The organism is Leisingera sp. UBA4491, assembly GCF_002388965.1.
GTDB lineage: Bacteria > Pseudomonadota > Alphaproteobacteria > Rhodobacterales > Rhodobacteraceae > Leisingera > Leisingera aquaemixtae.
In genome coordinates this window covers 1-19,680 of sequence record NZ_DGNN01000018.1, presented here as the reverse complement: position 1 = coordinate 19,680, position 19,680 = coordinate 1, and the positions used below count along the sequence as shown (strand labels likewise).

15 protein-coding genes are annotated in these 19,680 nt (G+C 63.1%); 6 read left to right on the top strand and 9 right to left on the bottom strand.

Annotation, left to right across the window (positions count from 1 at the left end):
- Positions 1-281 precede the first annotated feature (281 nt).
- On the bottom strand, positions 282-752 hold the full coding sequence (locus tag B2P87_RS10370; RefSeq protein WP_141889522.1) for an Lrp/AsnC family transcriptional regulator: 471 nt from the start codon (positions 750-752) through the stop codon (positions 282-284).
- A gap of 171 nt (positions 753-923) precedes the next feature.
- Between B2P87_RS10370 and B2P87_RS10365 the strand changes: the two genes are divergently transcribed.
- Genes B2P87_RS10365 through B2P87_RS10355 form a run of 3 tightly spaced genes read left to right on the top strand, consistent with a single transcriptional unit; the run spans position 924 to position 3,273 of the window.
- Positions 924-1,670: a YqcI/YcgG family protein gene (locus tag B2P87_RS10365; protein WP_141889523.1), complete on the top strand. Its 747-nt coding sequence runs from the start codon at positions 924-926 to the stop codon at positions 1,668-1,670.
- Positions 1,667-2,002 carry a cupin domain-containing protein gene (locus B2P87_RS10360; protein WP_141889524.1) on the top strand — a complete coding sequence of 112 codons (336 nt, stop codon included), beginning with the start codon at positions 1,667-1,669 and terminating at the stop codon, positions 2,000-2,002. The genes B2P87_RS10365 and B2P87_RS10360 overlap by 4 nt, the downstream gene beginning before the upstream one ends.
- Positions 1,999-3,273, top strand: a complete 1,275-nt coding sequence (locus B2P87_RS10355; RefSeq protein WP_141889525.1) for an APC family permease — start codon at positions 1,999-2,001, stop codon at positions 3,271-3,273. Before B2P87_RS10360 ends, B2P87_RS10355 begins: the two co-directional genes overlap by 4 nt.
- A 297-nt stretch (positions 3,274-3,570) precedes the next feature.
- On the opposite strand, the gene B2P87_RS10350 is transcribed toward B2P87_RS10355, so the two are convergent.
- The 6 genes from B2P87_RS10350 to B2P87_RS10325 all read right to left on the bottom strand — a co-directional run bounded on the left by B2P87_RS10350 (position 3,571) and on the right by B2P87_RS10325 (position 11,565).
- Positions 3,571-4,809: an MFS transporter gene (locus B2P87_RS10350; RefSeq protein WP_141889526.1), complete on the bottom strand. Its 1,239-nt coding sequence runs from the start codon at positions 4,807-4,809 to the stop codon at positions 3,571-3,573.
- A gap of 32 nt (positions 4,810-4,841) precedes the next feature.
- The gene (locus B2P87_RS10345) at positions 4,842-5,075 is read right to left on the bottom strand and encodes a tautomerase family protein (RefSeq protein ID WP_141889527.1); all 234 of its coding nucleotides are present in this window, start codon (positions 5,073-5,075) and stop codon (positions 4,842-4,844) included.
- A 4-nt stretch (positions 5,076-5,079) separates the two neighbouring features.
- Positions 5,080-9,021 carry an amino acid adenylation domain-containing protein gene (locus B2P87_RS10340; protein ID WP_208764517.1) on the bottom strand — a complete coding sequence of 1,314 codons (3,942 nt, stop codon included), beginning with the start codon at positions 9,019-9,021 and terminating at the stop codon, positions 5,080-5,082.
- Positions 9,022-9,135: 114 nt separating this feature from the next.
- Entirely contained in the window at positions 9,136-9,885 is a 750-nt protein-coding gene (locus B2P87_RS10335) for a maleate cis-trans isomerase family protein (protein WP_141889528.1), read from the bottom strand.
- Between the two features lie 51 nt (positions 9,886-9,936).
- Positions 9,937-10,836, bottom strand: a complete 900-nt coding sequence (locus B2P87_RS10330) for an NAD(P)-dependent oxidoreductase (RefSeq protein ID WP_141889529.1) — start codon at positions 10,834-10,836, stop codon at positions 9,937-9,939.
- Positions 10,837-10,968: 132 nt separating this feature from the next.
- A complete protein-coding gene (locus B2P87_RS10325) occupies positions 10,969-11,565 on the bottom strand; it encodes a TetR/AcrR family transcriptional regulator (RefSeq protein WP_141889530.1) in 597 nt (198 codons plus the stop codon).
- Between the two features lie 578 nt (positions 11,566-12,143).
- Here B2P87_RS10325 and B2P87_RS10320 point away from each other — a divergent pair.
- Both B2P87_RS10320 and B2P87_RS10315 read left to right on the top strand, forming a co-directional pair.
- Positions 12,144-14,012, top strand: coding sequence for a response regulator (locus tag B2P87_RS10320; RefSeq protein ID WP_141889531.1), 1,869 nt, complete (start codon positions 12,144-12,146; stop codon positions 14,010-14,012).
- The gene (locus B2P87_RS10315) at positions 14,003-15,082 is read left to right on the top strand and encodes an extracellular solute-binding protein (RefSeq protein ID WP_141889532.1); all 1,080 of its coding nucleotides are present in this window, start codon (positions 14,003-14,005) and stop codon (positions 15,080-15,082) included. The genes B2P87_RS10320 and B2P87_RS10315 overlap by 10 nt, the downstream gene beginning before the upstream one ends.
- A gap of 275 nt (positions 15,083-15,357) precedes the next feature.
- Here the strand turns inward: B2P87_RS10315 and B2P87_RS10310 are convergent, their stop codons facing one another.
- Both B2P87_RS10310 and B2P87_RS10305 read right to left on the bottom strand, forming a co-directional pair.
- Positions 15,358-15,819: a response regulator gene (locus B2P87_RS10310; RefSeq protein WP_058286402.1), complete on the bottom strand. Its 462-nt coding sequence runs from the start codon at positions 15,817-15,819 to the stop codon at positions 15,358-15,360.
- A gap of 1 nt (position 15,820) precedes the next feature.
- On the bottom strand, positions 15,821-17,296 hold the full coding sequence (locus B2P87_RS10305) for a sensor histidine kinase (protein ID WP_244940771.1): 1,476 nt from the start codon (positions 17,294-17,296) through the stop codon (positions 15,821-15,823).
- A gap of 300 nt (positions 17,297-17,596) precedes the next feature.
- On the opposite strand from B2P87_RS10305, the gene B2P87_RS10300 reads away from it, so the two are divergent.
- On the top strand, positions 17,597-19,030 hold the full coding sequence (locus B2P87_RS10300; protein WP_141889533.1) for a methyl-accepting chemotaxis protein: 1,434 nt from the start codon (positions 17,597-17,599) through the stop codon (positions 19,028-19,030).
- The last annotated feature ends 650 nt before the right edge of the window (positions 19,031-19,680 follow it).

The following is a 19,680-nucleotide window of genomic DNA, read 5'->3' as shown; positions in this document are numbered from 1 at the left end:
TTTCGCGGGGGGCAGGTCAGGGGCTATCCTGCACCCCCTGTGGCAAGCAGACCGTGCCTGGCGAGGCTAAGCGTGCCTGCCGCCTGGCGCAAAGCAGGGCAAAACAGCGCAAAGACAGCTCTTGAAATGGCCCTTCGGTGGGTCCTGATGGGCCAAGGCGCCGGCCGCACCTGAAATGACTGGGTATTGCGCCGCCCTATGGCCGGAAATTGTACTGCCACTGTCAGCCGCAACGCAAAACCTTCTGCCGGTCTGCTCGACAGCGGCCGTTGAGGGGTTCGTCAGACGTCCGCCTCGACGTCGCGCCGCGAATTGGATCGCGGATCGCGCCACGTTGTCAGGATCGAATTTGTGTACATTGTTTGAACCAGCGGGTGCCTCGCAACACTGTTGCGCACGTTCTCAACAGCTTCCACATCCTTGGCCTCCACAAGCACCATCATGTCGATATCGGAGGATGAGATGCTCCACGCGCCTAGGATCTCGTCGTGCTTCTGCAAGTCGGCAAACAGCTGCCTGCAGTTTGGCGCGACCAGGCGGATATTGAAGACTGCTCTGAAAGGTTGCGAGGTGAATTCCGCGTCCTCCGCAAGCTCAATCGTGAACCGTTTGATGATCTTCTTGTCGACCAGGCGGTCGATCGTCTCTTTGACCTTCTTGCGCGACGCGCCGAGCTCTGAGGCAATGTCAGAGACTGAGGCCCGGCTGTTTTCGCTCAGAAGGCGAATAACTTTTCTCTGAAATCCATCCATAGGTCATACAGTTTCTGCGCAATTGACTGTGCCTAAGCCCAAACTGAAACGTCTTTTCCCAATATGCATCTATCTGGGAACAGTCTGGGCGTTCATATCACAGGCAAGCCTCGAACTACCAGAGATTATCCGCCCTGCGCGAGGCCCAAGCAAAGATATGAGAGACAGTCTATGACCACCAAGATTATCTACAGTCGGGTTGAAATTGACAGCGCATTCGATGCAACGACCTGGCAGAAAAAGATTTTTAACGAGCTGGCGACCAATTTCAGGTCTCGCTCCCGGCTCTTCCCCTGCACCTTTGGCGTCGCCGGTTTCGAAGCGGATCAGCTGCGGTTTGCCTTTTCTGAAAATATGGACCCTGGCGAAGTGTCTGCAGCGCTGAAGTGCTATCTGAAAGACGCCAAATCGTTCGGGAAAAACACCTCCCTGCTCGTGCTGTCGCGTCCGGGTCCGATCCAGAGCCTTGAGCACTACCGCGCGCGCTTCTGGTCAACCCTGGATGGTATCCACCAGACCGATGACACAGAGTGGCCCGAGACCATCCCGGCGCAGATCGACAGCGCGGGATGGGAGTGGTGTTTCGGCGGCGAACAGATCTTTGTGGTCTGCAACACGCCCGCGCATGTCAACCGGCAGTCGCGGCGCTTTTCGAGCTTCATGCTGACGTTCCAGCCGCGGTGGGTGTTCAACGGGATTCTGGACACACGGGAGACCGCCGAGAAAGCCACCTCCAAAATCCGTTCCCGCATTCTGCAATACGACCTGATCAATCCGTCGCAGGATCTGGGCTTGTACGGCGACCCCGACAACCGCGAGTTCGCGCAGTATTTTCTGGATGACGAGAACCGTGCGGCCACCTGCCCGTTTCACAGCTTTACCAAGAAAAACCAAAATGAAGAGGAGAAGGTGGCATGATTTCATCACCTGGAAAATCCGTCGTCGTTCATTCAGCCGCTGCTGATCTGTCGGACTTCAGAGGGCTTGTTGAACGCTGCATGCCGGAACAGGGCTGCGTCGAAGTTCAGAACGACCAGTCCGGCAAGGAGCATTCCTGGCACCAGCACGATACCGACGAGACCATTGTCGTGCTGAACGGGCAGCTCTTGTTTTACTGGGAAGGCGGCGAAGCCGTCTGCAAATCCGGGGATGTGATCGAGCTTCCGAAAGGGGTCAGGCACGGTTCGAAAGCAAGTTTCGGGGATGTGCAGTACCTGATTTCCTTTGCCAATGTGGATTTCGCAAGATGACGGATCTCAAAAAGACGCTGGGCCCGCTGAAAGGGGCGGGCCTGATGCTCAACATCGTCATCGGCGCAGGGCTTCTGAGTTTGCCGGGGCTTGCCTACCAGCAGGCCGCAGAGAACGCGATCTGGGTTTGGGCCTTGTGCGCCCTTGTGGCTCTGCCGCTTCTGTCTGTCTTCATCATCATGGGGGCAAGATTTCCCGATGCGGGAGGTGTGTCCTCCTTCGCGCAGAAGGCGTTTGGCAGATATGCCTATATCGCCAGCTCCTTCATCTTCCTTGGCGCGGTTTCCTTCGGCCTGCCCGCTATCGCACTCACCGGCGGCCATTATCTGTCCGTTCTGGTTCCGGCGGATCCTGCAATTCTGGCAATCGCCCTGCTGCTGATCGCGACCGGAACGCAACTTGCTTCACCGGAGGCGGCGTCAAGGATTTCGGCCATGGTTGCCTCGGCAATCCTGTTCTCGCTCCTGCTGATTGTCGCGGTTGGCCTGTCCGGTATTACAGCTGAAATGCGTGAAGCCCGCGCCTTGAGTGGTCCAACCATCGGATTTTCCCAGCTGAGCGTCCCGTTCATGATGATCTTCTTTGCCTTCACGGGCTGGGAAGTCTCCGCAGGAACGTCCGAGGAGTTCAGAAACCCCAAGAGAGACTTTCCGCTGGCGATGGGCCTGTCGTTCCTGGCCGCTATGGTGCTCTACTTCAGCATGGCCGTGATCGTTCATTTCACACCGATCGAGAGCAATTACGAGGCTGCGTTCTCGTCTATCATGCAGCATCACCTTGGCGTCTGGGGCGGCATTTTGATGTCGGTTCTGGCCGTTGTCATCATCGTGGCAAACCTGATGGGGGCGATCTGGGCCGTTTCGCGGATGCTGTTGTCGCTTTCCCGGGAAAACGTCGTCCCGCTGGATCTTTCCGCAGACGAAACCGGGCGCCCGCTGAAGGCCGTGTTTCTGGTCGTGGCGGTTCTGCTGGCCGTGCTCAGCCTGGATCTTTTCAACATCCTGGCGATTGAAGACATGCTGTCCTTGGCCGGTCAGAATTTCATCATCCTCTTCGCGGTCGCGGCTGGAAGCCTGATGACGCTGACGTCAAGCCTGTTTGAAAAACTGGTGGCGTTAGTCGCGGTGGGGTCTGTCGCTGTGCTGCTGGCACAGCAGGACGCAGCGCTGTTGTACCCGGTGCTTTTGTCCGCTGCCGCTGGGCTGCTTTGGGCAGTCCAGAACAGGGTGAACAAGACGAACATTCGAAACAGCCCGCGCAGCACGGGCTGACGAAAACACCTGGAAGTCTTCCTGATGTGGCGTTCTGCGTCACGAACTGGACCCGGCTGGGAAGGCCGGGTCTTTTTTCTGTGCCGTGTTTCGGGTGCCTAAACGGACGGCTGCGCCCCCTTCCGCCGCCGGAGGCCAGCTTCAGAAGAAAGGGGGGAGAGCTTGCCCCTGATGTTTCCATCAGCGGGCCTTGCGGCGCCGGACGGCTTTGCCTCAGCATTGGCAAAACGGATGCTATCCCCGTCTTTCAACAGGGATAGCGCGGCAGGACAGAGCCTGCTTGGGGAGGAACGGGTGTCAGCTGGCCGGGCGCAGTCCGCGGTCCAGGGAAACGCTGCGCAGCATGGTGGAGAAGCGCTTGTAGCTTTCAGGAGAGTAGCGAACAGCAAGGAAGATCATCAGAAGCGAGCCTGCCGCCATCCCCAGCCAGACGTTGCTGAGGTCCGACATCGCATCCCGGACGGCGCCGGCAAACAAGGGCACAAAGCTTGCCAGGATATAGCCGCCGCCCTGCACGAAAGAGGTGAAGTTGCCTGCGGTGGTGGGATCATCAACGTGGTCGATGGCCACGATGATCGACAGCGGGAACAGGATGCCGATGCCGACACCCAGCAGCGCCATTGCCAGGAACGACATGTCAATCGGAGCGGTGTAGAGCACGCCAAACCCCAGGGCTGTCATGATCAGTGCAAAGACCAGCGGGCCGCGGCGGTCCGGGAAGTGGTGGATGAAGGCTGCAACGCCCAGGGCGGTGACGGCTTCGATCACCGTCAATGCGGACAGCAGCAGGCCCGCAGCGCCTTGATCAAGACCCTGCTCCAGATAGAACGGCGGAATCCAGGCCATGACGAGCATGAACGCCCCGGTGCCGACGCCGAAAAACAGCATCAGCGACCAGCAGCGCGCATTGCGCCAGAACTGCGGCGGCGTGGTGCCCGCCGCCGGGGCAGGCGCGGTGCGCTCGCTGTCGGCGTTGCGCGCGGCGATGACCCAGATCAGCACTGCAAGGACCGCAGGCAGGCTCCAGGCCGCCAGCGTGCCTTCCCAGTCCAGCGAAGAGGCAAGCCCTGCAGCTGTGCCCGCCGCGATGGAGGCGCCGGCCACGATCCCGGTGGAGTAGAGGCCGATCACCCGGCCGGTTGCCGCGCCGAAGTTGCGCTTGGCGAAGCCCGGCATCAGCGATTGCACAATGGCAATGCCGATCCCGGCCCCGGCGGCGGTGACAAGAAGGCCGGCACCCGTCGGCAGCCACAGGCGGGCAGCGCAGGCGAGGGCGATGATCAGCGCGCCCAGCGTGATGCCGCCGCGCTCCCCCAATGCCGCGCGCAGCTGGCGCACGTAGATGGCGCCAATGCCCATCAGAAACACCGGGATCATGGTCAGGAAGCCGATGATAGTGGAGTTGACACCGGTATCGCCCAGGATTTGCGACACCAGCGGGCCGATGGCAGCAACTGCAGGACGCAGGTTCAGGGAGATCAGGAATATTGCGAACAGCAGTAACGCTGGTGACGCTTTGGCTATGCGTGTGGTCATGGAATGCCCTTTCAAGAGGAGGTGCGCGGGGGTTAAGCCGCCGAATAATCCGGTGATTTGATCAATTCTTGCGGATGGGTTTGGATGTCTGGAACAAAGACGCTGCTGTGCCAGTCCTCGGGCGCCACGGGACGCAATGCGATGGATACCGCGTGCGGCGAGCAGCCAAAGGTCTGAGTGACCGACTGGGTGATGGCTTCGCAGAGGGTTGCCTGCTGTTCCGCCGTCAGGGTGGCGGCAAAATGCTTTATGATGACGTGGGGCATGGGATCAGGCCTCTTGCAGGTTGCGGGTTTCAGGCCGGGCCGGCTGCCATGCCGGAACGTGGCGGCGGATGGCGGCGGCCAGCTCGGACACGCCGCCGGGTTTGAGCAGTTCGTAGTGGTCGGCAGCCAGCGCGTGGACCGGTGCCGGCACGGCGAGCGTGCGGGTGGCTTCCTCCAGGAAGGAGAGGTTGTCGCCCGCCGCCTTGAACAGGCGCACCGGCGCGGCCACCTGGCGCTGCTCGATCTGCAGCCCGTATTCGGGCGCATAGGTCTGTGCCACCAGCCGGGTGATGCGCGTGATCATGCCCGGGTCGAGATCCGGCTTCTCGGCGGCGATATAGGCCACGAAGCCGTCCAGATCCGAGACCGTCTCAATCACCGGGGCCACCCGCTCCGGTGCAATGGTCTGGGAAAACACCGAATAGAGGATGGTCAGGAAGGACGCATCGCGGAACAGCACAGCCTCCTCCGCGCGCACCGGATCGCCGCCGGGCAGCTCAGGGGAGCCTGGCGCGATCAGGGTCAGCTCGGCCACCTCGCAGCCTGCCTGCTCCAGCTGATAGGCGGTCTCATAGGCCACCCGTGCGCCGAAGGAGTATCCCCAAAGCGTGTAGGGGCCTTCCGGCTGCGCCTCCCGGATCAGCTCGGCATCGCGCGCTGCCATGTCCTGGATCGAGCCGCAGACCTGCTCGCCGGGGTTCACGCCGGAGGCCTGCACGCCGATGACGGGACGGGGCGTATCGAGCGCCCGCGCGAGGTGGCGCAGGTTCATCGGATACCCGCCAAGCCCGGGCCAGCAGAACACCGGTCTGCCGGCGCCCTTCTTCAGCGGCACTGCGCGCGACAGGCCGGAGCCCGCGCCGCCGTCCGTCAGGCGGCGGGCCAGCGCTTCGATGGTGGTGTCCTCGAACAGCACCTGCACCGGCAGGCTGGTATCAAAGGCGCGGTTGATGCCCTGCACCAGTTTGACGGCCTTCAGAGAGTCGCCGCCGATTTCAAAGAAATCATCCTGTACCGAGACGTCCTCAAGCCCGATTTGCGCGCACCAGATCGCTGCCAGAGTGGTTTCCGTATCGTTGCGGGGTTTGATGATCTCACGCTCGGCAGCGGCATCGTCGAACTCGGGGAACGCCTTGAGGGTATTCACATCCACCTTGCCCGACGCGCTGTAGGGCATCGACGGCACCAGCGCCAGTTTGCTGGGCACCATGTAGTCGGGCAGCAGTGACTGCAGGTCGCGGCGGATCAGTTCAGCCGGGCCTTCCATGTGCACGCTGTCCTCATGCATGCCTTCATGCGCCATCTGCTCGGCGCTGACTTTGCCGAAGACCGCGCTGTAGCAGGCACCGGAGGCAAGCCCGTGCTCGTTCAGGATCTCCTTGAGACGGGTGGCCGCGACGAGGTCGTTGCCGGACTTGGAACTGTAGCCAGAGGACATGGTGCCGATCCGGCAGCTGTTCTGCTGCACCCGCTGCAGGCTGCGGCCCAGGTCGATATAGGCGTGCCAGCGCTCTGCGTCCCGGCTGACCATCGAGATCATGCCGCTGGCGCGCTGGTAGACGCGCTGGTTGATCGCGATCACATGGCGCTGCTCCATGATGTGGCGCGAGAACGGCTGCAGCCCGCCATCACGATAGGCATAATGGCCCGGCGCCAGCCCGGAGACTTTGCTGCCATGGGCCTGGACGTAGAAATCCACCGGCATTCCGGTCTGCCGGTCTGCATGTGCAGTGACCGCATAGCCGGCGATATAGACGTGGCCCGGGCCGCAGTGCAGATGGGGCAGCGCATCCGGAGCATCCGTGCCGGCCCCGATACCCAGGCCATGGGCCGGCAGGATATGATCCATCAGGCCCAGGATATGGCCGGTCTCAAACTCCAGCACTTCACGGATGTTGTTTTTGTAGACCGGTTCGATGGCCGGGAACTTGCCCACGAAATGCAGCTGCATCACGGGAGCGGCCGAAGCCGGGCGCGGCGCGGTCAGAACCAGTTCGTGCCGGGCCGGGTGATAGTAGTAGTAGCCGGGTTCAAACCCTGCCACATTGGCCAGCTCCACATAGACTTGCGTTGCATTGAGCGCGCCGGGAGAGGCATAGGCGTGTTTCGGCAGCAGCCGTTCCGCGCTGGTGAACTGGCCAAGCCAGCGGAGCAGATATCCCAGATCCTGCGCGCTGAGCCGCTCAAGCCCCCCGGTGCCGGAGGCGGGCTGCTCCTGTTGCGCCAGCACCGAAAGGACATCCTCGGCCGAGACCTCTCCGCCTTCGTAGAAACGGTAGGTCTTGCGGGCAAAAGCCAGCTGCCGCTGAGCAGCATCCGCTTCTTTGCCTGCCAGCGCATAGGTTTTGCGCCCTTCGGTTTCGGCCGCACTGCGCAAACCGGCGCCAGACAGCTGGGCCCGCACCTGCAGGCGGCTTTTCTTGCTGTGGTGGTGGGCGCCGGCATTGCCCTGATCCATCAGCGGTGCTTCGCGCGGGTTCAGTTCAATGCCTGCAGCAAGCACCGGCTGGCCGGTGCGGGCATGGGGCTTGATGAACACGCCCGCTGCCTTGACCCAGTCGTGGTTCTCGATGGCCAGGCGGATTTCATCCAGTTCAATCCGGTAGCCGCGGAATTTGACCTGGTTGTCGGCGCGGCCCTGGAACTGCAGCCCGCCATCCGGATTGCGGCGCACCAGGTCGCCGGTTTTGTAAAGCCGCAGCGGCATGCCGCCAGCCGGGCTGATCCAGGTGATGAAGCGCTCGGCCGTCAGTTCGTCACGGTTGTGGTAGCCATTGGCCAGCTGGCGGCCGCCAATATACAGCTCGCCCGATACGCCGTCGGCAACCGGCTGCAGGTTTTCATCCAGTACCCAACAGCTGGTGTTAGCGGCCGGCTGGCCGATCGGGATCATCTCCGGGCCGGTTTCCAGCCCTGCCGGATCCACGGTCTGGGCGGTGGCATTGATCGTGCACTCGGTCGGGCCGTAGAGGTTTACCAGCCGGCAACCGGGGCGGGCTTCAAAAATCCGGGTGGCGAGTTTTCGGGTCAAGGCCTCGCCGCCGCTGAACAGGCTGGTGAGGGTGGTGCAGTTTTCGAAAGCCGGCAGGTCAACCAGCGCCTGCAGCAAGGTCGGCACCCCTTGCAGCATGGTGACCCCGTGCTGTTTGACCTGCTCGATCAGAGCTTCCGGGTCACGGTACACGCCGGGGCGGCCCATCACCACGCGAACGCCGCAGCAGACTGCCAGCAGCTCCCATTGCGCAGCGTCAAAGCTGACCGGGGTTTTTTGCAGGATGACCTCACCCACCCGCAGCTTCTGTTCGGTCTGCAGCCAGGTCAGCTGGTTCAGAATCGCAGCGTGGGAAATGCCGACGCCCTTGGGGGCGCCGGTGGTGCCGGAGGTGTAGATCATATAGGCCAGATCGTCTTCCAGCATCGCGGGGCCGCACAGGCAGTCGCTGTCTTCTCCGCTGGGGACCGCATCCAGGGCATCCAGAGTGATCACGGTGACCCCTGGCAGGATCATTTCGGCCAGGCGGCCGCGCAGCTTGTCCTGGGTGACGATCACATCGACGCCAGCGTCGCGGATCATGTAGGTGAGCCGGTCCACCGGGTAATCAGTGCCCAGCGGCAAGTAGGCGCCGCCCGAGAACAGAATTCCCCAGAGCCCGGCCATCATGTCGGCGGAGGAGTCCGCAAAAAGACCTACCCTGCTTCCGGCGCCGACGCCTGCGCGTTTCAGGCGGGCGGCCAGGCGGGCGGCGTATTCGGCCAGATCGCTGTAGCGCAGCGCGCTGGCATCGTCGCAGACCGCAATTTCTTCGCTGCGGCAGCGCACCTGCAGCATCAGCATATCAACCAGCGAGGTGCGTTCCGACGCGGTGCGCAGCAACGCACGGGTGATATCTGTCTGCTGCGGGCGGGCGGCAACGGGTTTGGAGAGGAGCGAGTCAGGGGTGCTCATAATATGTCCTGTCAGGTAATGGAATGGTCGTTACAAAACTGGCTGCCGCTCATCGCCGAAAACGCAGGCGGTGAGCATGTCGCTATGCAGCGGGCATGCCCGCTGCGGGGTGGGTCAGTGGTTTTCGTAGAGAAGGCCGCGGCCGGGGATCGGGTCGGTCACTCCGCAGCTGCGCAAGGCGTGCCAGTAAAGAACGGCATTGTTCGACAGCACCGGCTTTCCGATCCAGGTTTCAGCGGCGGCGGCAAAATCAGCCATGGGAACATTGGTGCCCACTTGGACAATGGCGTCCACATTCGGCCCGTCAACGTCCAGCACCGCATCACGCAGGTTTTCCAGGGTAACGTCGGAGATGTTTGACGGCGTCCGCCCGCCAAGACCATGCGTGGCTGCAACGTCTATCCCGCTGTCGGTGAAGAACCGCGAAACCGGCTCATCGCCCAGTTCCAGATAGGGCGAAATGAGGCCGATCCGCCGGATGCCGCCAAGCGCCTTCAGCGCGGCCAGGATGGCATCAGCGCTCATAATGATCTTTGCGCCCCCTGCTGCTTCCGCAAGCCGGCCATGCAGAGCCTCATGCGCAGCGTGGCCTTCCCAATAGCCATCTGGCGACACCGCGGCAATGACCGCCCCAACACCGCAATGGCGCAGGCTGCGGATGGCGTCCGGTGTGGAGCTGCGGATGTTTTCAATGACCCGGTTGAAGCCCGCCTCATGGGTCAGAGAGTCATCGTCGATGATCATCCTGCCGATGTGGTTTGTGACGCCAACGGGGCGCATGGCCTCCATCTCCGGCTGAGCGGACGTGTTGGTCGATGGAATGGCAACACCGACGCGCAGCCGTTTTCCCAGAAAGTTACTCATGAATTTTTCCTGTAAATAAAATGGTTTAGATTGATGGTCTGGGGTGCGGTTCTACTGCGAGGCAAGATAGGTGGCGGCCATATCTGCGCCGCCATGGCCTTGGGCCTGCACCCGCCGGTAGCGGGTCAGGCCGGCCTCGGCCAAGTCCGCCCTCACACCGGCCTCCTGCGCCGCGCCGACGATCAGGGCACTGTCCTTGACCGCATTGTCGATGGTGAAAGCGGGAGTGAAATTTCCCGATGCCATGGCCTGGGCTTTGATCTGAAAGAAGGGCGTATCCAGCGGCCCGCCGCGCAGAGTGTCCGCCACCAGTTCCGGGGCCAGCCCCAGGCCGCGGGCCAGCGCCAGGCTCTCTGCCGCTCCATGGGTCAGAGCGAAAACCCAGCTGTTCAACGCCAGTTTCAGCCGCGTCGCCATACCGGGGGCGGTGTCCAGCCAGCGGGTGGCTTTGCCGACCGCATCCAGCACCGGCTGGACGGCTTCCTTGGTGCTGTCCGGACCGGCCGCCAGCACCAGAAGCTGGCCCGCCTCTGCGGGTTGGCGGGTGCCAAGCACGGGCGCGTCGATCAAGGTGAGCCCCTTGCGGGCCGCCAGCGTCTCCAGACCGGGCATGTCGGCGGGCCCGACCGTGCTCATTTGCAGCCAGCAGACGGGTGCCGCGGGCACGCTGTCCGCGTCGGGCAGCGCCGACATGACTTCTGCGATGGCACTGGCGTCTTTCAGCATGGTCACAATGACATCGGCGTGGAGGGCTGCCCCGGCCGGATCCGCAGCCGGAGTGATATTCGGTGCCGCCAAAGAAGACGCTTTGTCAGGGGTCCGGTTCCATACACTGACCTGGCAGCCGGCCGCCGCGATGTTGCGGGCCATCGGTGCCCCCATCAGCCCGGCTCCCAGAACGGCCACGCGCAGGGCGGGGCGGGGCGGCGGCGAAATTGCGTCAGTTGTCATGTTGAGCCTCTGTTCTCTGGGTCCAAGCGGCCGCGGAGGGGGGGACCCGCTTGGGCGGCCGGTATCTGGAGGCGGTTATGGAATATTCATTCCATAACCGTCAACAACCAAAAGGAGAACTTCGCATTACTGTTACACCGTGGCGATGGAGGCTTCGACGATACTGTGCAGATAGGGCTGGCGGGAGGCTGCCGGAAGCCCTTTGCTGATGACCCTAATACCTTGAATTACAGCAACAAAATACCTGGACAGTATTTGGCAGTCCTGATCAGGCGAAATTTCGCCGGTCTTTTGGCCGTGCCTCAGGAGGCGCAGCAATCCGCTCTCCAGCCGCTGGAAATGCTGTGCGACCAGCGCGCTGAGTTCCGGATCCCGGCCGGAAATCTCCAGGCTGCTGTTGGCAGCAAAGCAGCCAAAGCCTTCGTGGTCGCTCAACTCGTCGTCCACGATGGAGATCAGCAATGCCCGGAGGCTGCCGCGCACATCAGCGGAGCGGGAGATCTTCGCGACAGTCCCGGTGGTCACCCGCCGGTATTCTTTGAGAGCAAGCGCAAAAAGCGTTTTTTTGCCGCCAAAGGAATTGTATATGGTGCTGCGGGACAGGCCGGTTGCTTCCACCAGATCATTCATCGAGGTTGCGGCATAGCCATTGCGCCAGAATGTGCGCATGACAGCGTCAACCACCGCACCTTCATCAAATTCTCTTGGCCTCATGATGCGCTCAACCATTCTGTACCGAATGTTTCAGAACTATGCCAGAAAACTGACCCATGCAACTATGTTGTGTAAGTGATTGTGTGAGGCGGAATAAACGGCAAGGCAACCGCCAAACCATAGGGGGATGCAAGCTCCTGCGGGTATCACTCATGGAAATTTGGGCCTTATCGCGCTGTTCGCCCTGCACCGGAACTGCCCACGCATCCGCCGTGCTGAAGCGGGCCTGACCGGCGTGTTGCACCGGTCAGAATCCTCAAGGCTTCAATTGGCATGCTTTGCCTTTCGCGTGCATCTGCCGTTTTCGGTCTCCGCGGAAAACTCTAACAAGCTTTGAGGATGGTTCTGGGGATCACATCATGTCCGCCTGCTGCGCCGGGCGGAATTTCACTTTTTCAACAGAAGCCGCAGCAGGCGCGGGGCCGGGAAGGCGCATCCGCTTTGCAGGCAAGGGGAATGCGGTGGCGGGCGAAAGTCACCGTTTCGGTTTTTTTAAATTATTCTCAACATTCGCTTTCCAGGATGCAGCGGTCAGCCCTAGTCTGCCGGAACGGACGCAGGGCCTTGCCGGAACACAATAACACGGACACTCAATGACAAAGCAGCGTGTCACGCGAAGATACCTCAGGCTGCGCAGCGGAATCGCCCTGGCGATTTTACTGGCAGCCGCAGTGGCCGCCTTTTGCGTCACCCTGACCGGGCACAACAGTGTCGCCCGGCGGGCGGAGAACACCATCGTGCTGGACCAGATCCTGGTCTCTCTGGCTGAGCTGGCCCTGGCGTTTGATGCCGTGAAGGACGATCCCGGCAGCCAGAAGGCGCTGATTGCGCGCGGGCGCATCCGGCGGAGCGCGCGGCCCGCAGCGGACTCGCTTGCCGGATTGACCGCCCCTGGTGCGCTGGCGGCCTTTTCACCGCAGGCGCAGCAGATCCTGTCCCAGCCGGCGCTGAACCCGGTATCCGAGCTGAAGGACATTCTGTTCCTGGCCGCGCATCTGACTGAGCCTGCAGGAAACCGGCAGGCCGAAGGTGATGCAAAGGCTGCGGCCCTGGCCGCGAATTTGTCCAGGCGGCTGCTGCCGGTGCTGATGGAGGTCAAGGAGGCCGAGGCGCGGACCGGCCGGATTGCGGCGGAACGGCAGCTGACCTATGCGCTGGCGGCGGTTCTGATCGGGGGCATCGGGGTTTTTGTCGCCGCCCGGTTCGTGCACTTGCCGATGGAGCGGTTCATCATCAGCGCGCAGTCGGAGATCGAGGCAAGCCGGCGCAAGGCGGAGGCCGCGTCGGAGGCCAAATCCGTGTTTCTGGCGACGATGAGTCACGAAATCCGGACCCCGCTGAACGGTGTGCTGGGCTTGGCGGAGCTGCTGAACGACACCGCGCTTGATGACAAGCAGCGCCATATGATCCGGATGATGATCGTCAGCGGGAACTCCCTGCTGAGTATCATCAATGACGTCCTGGACCTGTCCAAGGCAGAGGCCGGCAAGCTGGAGATGGAGGCCGAGGCGTTCAACGTCCGTGGGCTGTGCCTGGAGGTGATTGACCTGTTTTCGGCACGCGCCCAGAGCGCGAACATCGATCTGACCTTGCAGGAGAGCGCCGGGGTCAGCAATTGGCACGTGCTGGGATACGGCACCGCGGTGCGCCAGATCGTCGTGAACCTCGTCAGCAACGCGCTGAAGTTCACCGGCAACGGCGCGGTCGGGGTCGTGCTGCAGGAACTGCCGTCTGGGCAGGACGGCACCCGGGTGATCCGGATAGCCGTCAAGGACACCGGGATCGGGGTGCCGCCGGAAGCCCAGGAACGGATTTTCGAGCAATTCGCGCAGGCCGATGCCACCACCACCACGCGGTTTGGCGGGACGGGGCTGGGGCTTGCCATTGTCAAAAACCTCACCGGTGCGATCGGCGGCACGATTGCGCTGCAAAGCACCGAAGGCGTGGGATCGGAGTTCACCGTGGAGTTTCCGGTGAAAGACGTGCCGCCCCCGGCCGAAGTGCCGCAGCCCGGGCCGGTTGGTGCCGTGTTCAGCAAAAAGATTCTCGTTGCCGACGACAACCGGGTCAACCAGATGATCGCGGGCAAGATGCTGGAGCGTTTGGGGTGCACCGTGATGACGGCAGGCGACGGTGTGGAGGCTGTCGGGCTGGCGCGCAGCTGGGACCCGGATCTGGTGCTGATGGATGTGCGGATGCCGGAAATGGACGGGCTTGACGCCACCCGGGCGATCCGGACCAGGGAGCGGGAGCTGGGCCTGCCGCCGGTGCCGGTCATCGGTTTGTCAGCCAACGCGATGAGCGAGCAGCGTGCCGAAGGCCTGGCGGCGGGCATGGACGACTATCTGGCGAAGCCGGTCACCAAAGCGGCACTGGCCGCCGCCCTGACCCGGCTGTGGCCGGAAGAGGCCGGCGCACCGGAAACGGCCGCCGCAGCGGAAGGAAGCACAAAATGCGCCTGAAAATAATTGCCGCCGCCCTGTCCGCGGTGTCTGCGATGGCCGGTCCGGCTGCCGCCGACCCCGGCCGGGTTCTGCTCTATAACTGGAGCGGCTACATTGCCCCGGACACCGCCGGGAGGTTCCAGGAAGCAACCGGCAAAAGGCTGGTGCTCGACACTTACGGCGAGGCTGATGAGGCCGAGGCGCGGCTGCTTGCCCGCGGCACCGGATACGACCTGGCGGTGGTGTCCTCGGAAACCGTCGGCCGTCTGGTGGAGGCGGGCGCGATCCGGCAGATCGGCCAGTCGGGCATTCCAAACGCGGCGGCCATCGACCAGCAACTGATGCAGCTGTACCTGGACGCCACGCCGCAGGCGGAGGGCTATACGCTGCCGTATCTCTGGGGCACCACCGGTATCGCCTATGACCGCAGCGCCGTGCTGGAGCGGCTGCCGGATGCGCCGCTTGACAGCTGGGCGCTGGTGTTCGACCCCGCCAACGCCAGCAAGCTTGCGGACTGCGGCATCACGATTGTCGATTCCGTGGAGGAGGTCGTGGCGGCCGCGCTCTCCTATCTTGGCCTGGATCCGCAATCGCGGTCAGAGCGGGACATTGAGGCGGCCTTTGGCGTTCTGTCCGCCATTGCGCCCTATGTCCGGGCGTTCGATGTGGATCAGTATGATGCCCTGCTGGGCGGCGAGGTCTGTCTGGCCGTCACCTGGAGCACAGACGGGCTGGCACCGCTGCTGGAGCAGGGGACCGACCGCTATCATTATGCGATGCCCCGGGAGGGCACCAATTTGTGGGCCGACCTGTTTGTCATCCCAAGCGATGCCGGCGATCTTGAGGCGTCGGATCAGCTGATGGATTTCATGCTGGCGCCTGAGATGATGGCGGCGGCGGCGCGGTTCACCAATGCCATCAGCAGCGTGTCGTTTCCCAAGGCGGGCGCCGGCGAACCGGGCTTTGACAGCCCTGCGGCCGCGCTTCCGCTGGACGCTCGCGGCAGGCTTTATCTTCTGCCTGCCCGCAGCGGGGCGGAAAAGCGCCTCCTGGACCGCCGCTGGAGATTGCTGCAGATCGGGATGTGACCGCAGCAGGCAGCGCCGCGCCACGGGCTGCTGCCCTGGCCGTCGGGTGAAGATGCAGTGCTGGACACTGCGCCGGTGCGGGGCGGATGCGCGGTGTCCGCTTGGCCCAACAGGGCAGGGGGGGCTGTCTGCGGCCGGCCCCCGGTGTTTTGTTGCTGGAAATACCTGCCGGGATCTCTGGATCCGCCCCGGCGGCGGATCGCAGGCGCGGGGCGGGACATCTCTTGGGACTCAGCCGGGACAGGACGTGCTGGGGGCAGGGAAGCGGCCGGGGATCAGGTTGCCGCTGCGGGGAATTCGACGATCCGCCAATAACGGCCGACCATCTCAACGAGTTGCAGAAAATCGCGCCCGGCTGTCTCCTTTACGATATAGCCCGCGGCATTCAAGCCGTAGGCCGCATCAATGTCCTGGTCGTGGCGGGAGGTGGTCAGGAAGAATACCGCCGTGCCGCTGAGTTCAGGGTCTTTGCGCAGTTCCCGGACAAGGTCGATGCCGTTCATCCGCGGCATATTGATGTCTGCGAGCAGCACAAACGGCGGCTGGATCCGCTCCTTTCCGCCCGTCCCCCGCAGGATGTCCAGAGCTTCGATGCCGTCGGCCGCCCGGGTGATCGCGTTGCTGATGCGGACTTTGCGGAAGGCCCGCAGGACGGCTTTGGCATCGCCGATGTCATCTTCGACCAGAAGAATCCTCAGGTCCCCGTGGGGGGCGGCGCCGCTGCCGCGGGGTGTCATTTTAATCACGTTCCTGCTCAACCTCCTGCTGCTTGGGCCAGGTGAAGCGGAAGGCGCAGCCGTCCCCGGGCGATGACCGGACCGAGATCGTGCCGCCGGCGCGTTCCAGATGTTTCTTGACGATCGACAGGCCGATGCCGCTGCCCTCGACCTCGTCGCGCGACTTCAGGGTCTGGAACATCTTGAAAATCTGATCGTGGTATTCAGGGTCTATCCCGGGGCCGTTATCGGCCACTGAAAAGATGTAGTGGTCCCCGGCATCCTCCACGCTGATGTCCACCGCGCCTGTGCCCTGGTCATTGTGCTTGATCGCGTTGGAAACCAGGTTCGCGAAGATCTGCTTCAGCGGCATATTGGGCAGCCGGATGCTGCCGAAGCCGGGGGCGATGGTGATGGTGAAGCCCTCGGGCTTGTCGATCAGCATCAGAACCTCCCGCATCAGCTCAGTGCCTGGCATGGTTTGCTGATACCTGCTGTCGGTCTTGCGCCCGGCCCGCGAGTATTCGAGCAGATCGTCAAGCAGCCGTTCCATCCGTGCCACGCGCGAGCGCAGCAGCCCCAGGTTTTCGCGGCTGTCCTCATCCAGCACGTCTGCCAGATCCTCCTCCAGCCAGGTTGAGGCGTTGCCGATCACCCGAAGCGGTGCCCGCAGATCGTGGGAGGCGACATAGGCAAAATCGTCAAGGTCCCGGTTTGACCGGGCCAGTTCCTTGGTGAAACGCTCCCGCTCCGCCTCGGCCTTTTTTTCTGCAGAGAGGTCGCGGAGAATGCCGCTGAACAGGTGGATGCGGCCAACCCGGACTTCGCTGACGGACAGTTCGATCGGAAAGACCTCGCCGTTCTTGCGCCGCCCCTGAACCTCCCGGCGGACACCGGTGAACTGCGTAGGGCGGCCGCTGAATAACGCGCCGCCGCCGGGATCCTCGCCGGAACCGGCAGAGTCAGGGAGCAGGAGCCTGATATTCTGGCCGATCACCTCCCCGGCGGAATAGCCGAACATTCTGCTGCAGGTCCGGTTGTAGCTTAGGATCGTGCCCTGCGGGTCGATGTTGATCAGACCTGCAATGCTGTTGTCCTGGATGGCCGTCAGCTCATTCTGCTTCTGCTCAAGCGAGGCCTGAAAAGATTTCTGCCGGTAAACAACAAAAGCGAAGGCCCACAGGGCGATCACCGTCAGGATCCGGTTGGCCAGCACAATCCACTGATCAACCCCGGAAATCGGAAGCAGCAGGTATCCAAGACCCGTCAGCGCAGTGCCGGCCGCGGCATAGATGCAGGCCGCGGCCGGTTTGTCGGCCCAAACGGAGCACAGGACCGCGGCGGTGTAAATCAGGCCGGCGGCGACCCCGAGCGGTGTCAGGAAGTCGAATAGAAAGCCCGCCCCGACCAGAACGGCTGCGGCGAGATGCGCCCGGGACCCGGCGTGACTGCGCCACAGCGGGGGCTGTTCAGATTCGAAGTGTCTGGCAAGTGTCATGTCCGTCGCTCCCCTTGTTTCCGGGCGCGGGGCCTGCGGCCAATACGCAGCGCATCGCGGCACGCCCCGCGGTGGGCGCGACAAGGCCGCCTGACCAGTTCCAAGCTCACTTTACAGCCTTTGGGACGCCTCTCAATATTCTTGCAACTAAAAGTTGTCATACTGTTAAGCGGCCGGACGCCGCGGCGCCCTCGCCTGCGGCTTGCCGCGCGGGACGCTGGCCGGTGTTAAGAAATTTCTGGTCGAATCAAGCTACTCCGGACGTGAGCCCAGAGACTCAGAAATGCGCGGAGAAGTATTTTGTTTTTCAAATTCAAGGCAGCACAGCCGGCAGAGCACGATAATGGCGCCAGGATCATTGCAGACATGGTCGACGCCACCCAAGCCACGGTTCATTTCACGCCCGATGGCACAGTTCTGACGGCAAACGGCAATTTCCTGGCCGCGCTCGGCTACCAGCTGGACGAGATCACAGGCCGGCATCATTCCATGTTCGTGGCGCCGGAGCTTGCCGCCAGCACAGAGTATAAGGACTTCTGGGCGGGCCTGGCGTCGGGCCAGGTCTTCACCGGGCAGTTCCCGCGCGTGACCAAGGAGGGCACCACACTTTGGATCCAGGCCACCTATGCGCCAGTCAGCGGCGAGGGCGGCACCGTCGAGCGCGTGGTCAAAGTGGCCACAGACGTGACGGAGCGGCGCCTCGGCCTGCAGGAAATCGCCCGTGGGCTGGAGGCGATGAGCCAGGGGGATCTGGGGGTCCGGGTCACACTGTCGGAGCAAGCGGACATAGCGGCACTGGGCGAGGCGTTCAATCAGTCGGCCGAACAGCTGGAGACCGCCATCGGGGCGGTGACGCAGGTGTCCGGTGCGGTGGAGCGCACCGCAGAGGAGATTTCCAAATCGGCCGCCGATCTGTCCCAGCGCACCGAAAGCCAGGCGGCGACCCTGGAACAAACCGCCGCCGCCATCGAGGAGCTGACCGGCACGGTGCATTCCTCGGCAGAGGGCGCGGAAAAGGTGGAGTCCATCGTCAGCGACGCCAAGACCGCGGCAGAGCGCAGCGGCCGGGTGGTGACGGACGCGGTGGCGGCGATGTCGCAGATCGAGAGTTCGTCCGAGGAAATCGCCAAGATCATCGGGATGATCGACGACATCGCCTTTCAGACCAACCTGCTGGCGTTGAATGCCGGGGTGGAGGCCGCCCGGGCCGGCGAAGCGGGCCGCGGCTTTGCGGTTGTCGCCTCGGAAGTGCGGGCGCTGGCGCAGCGCTCGGCAGGGGCCGCCGGAGAGATCAAGCAGCTGATCGGCCAGAGCAAGCAGCAGGTGGCCAGCGGTGTGGAGCTGGTTGGCAGAACCGGCCAGGAGCTGCAGCAGATCATTCAAAGCGTCGGCACGATTTCCGACCATATCAGCAGCATTGCGGCGGGGGCCAAGGAGCAGGCGACCTCGCTGAGCGAAATCAATCTGGGTGTTTCACAGCTGGACCAGGTGACCCAGCAGAATGCCGCGATGGTGGAGCAGGCGTCTGCTGCCAGCCGCCTGTTGTCGTCCGATGCCAGCCAGCTGTCGCAGGAGGTCACCAAGTTCAGGGCCGCAGCCAGCCCGGCCCCGGTTCCGGCCCCGGCGCCGGCCCGGGCTGCAGCGGTCGAGGAGCTTCAGAGCCCGGCGGCCGCGGCAGCCTTGCACTGTGCGGCAGGGGCGCTGCCGGCCGCCCGGGGCTGGGATGATTTCTGAGGTTTGCAGCGGCGGCTGTGCCCTGGAGCCTCACTGCCCGGGGCACAGCCGCTGAGGGCCGCGAGGCCTCAGGCGCGCAGCACGGGCGGCAGCGTCCCGCCTGTAAGATATATGAGAGCGGGAATGCAGAGCTGCCGTCCCGCGCAAGCGCTGCCCTCTGCGCTTGTTGAGCAGAGCCAGGGAGACCGCGCCGGCGGCCGGGCGTCCCGCACAGGTGATCGAATCGCGTGCTTGCCGTGGGAGGCCATGGCGTGCGGGCCTTGGCATACTCACCGTCCCTTTGGCGGCCGCCCTCGACTGCGGCATCTGGCAGGGTCTTTTCGCCGGTTTGTACGGACGCCGCGGCGAGTCGGCAGGTTTGGAGCGGAGGTTGCGGTTTGGATTCGACTCGTTTTTCGCCGCTCCGCTTGTGTGTTCCAGCCTTCAGGACCCAACATCTGGTAACGCTTCACAACACGAGTTCCAAACTCACCTTTTCCGAACCCTGAAATGCTTGGAAACGGGGCCTGAAATCACAAAAAGATCCTGGCTAAGCCTCTGATTATTATAGATTTTGCATCTCCGAGGTCAAAAAGTCACCAAAACTTCAAAAAAGGGGTTGCGACTCCCCGCCGCTCGCCATAGAACACCCCTCACCGGCGGCGCTGAGG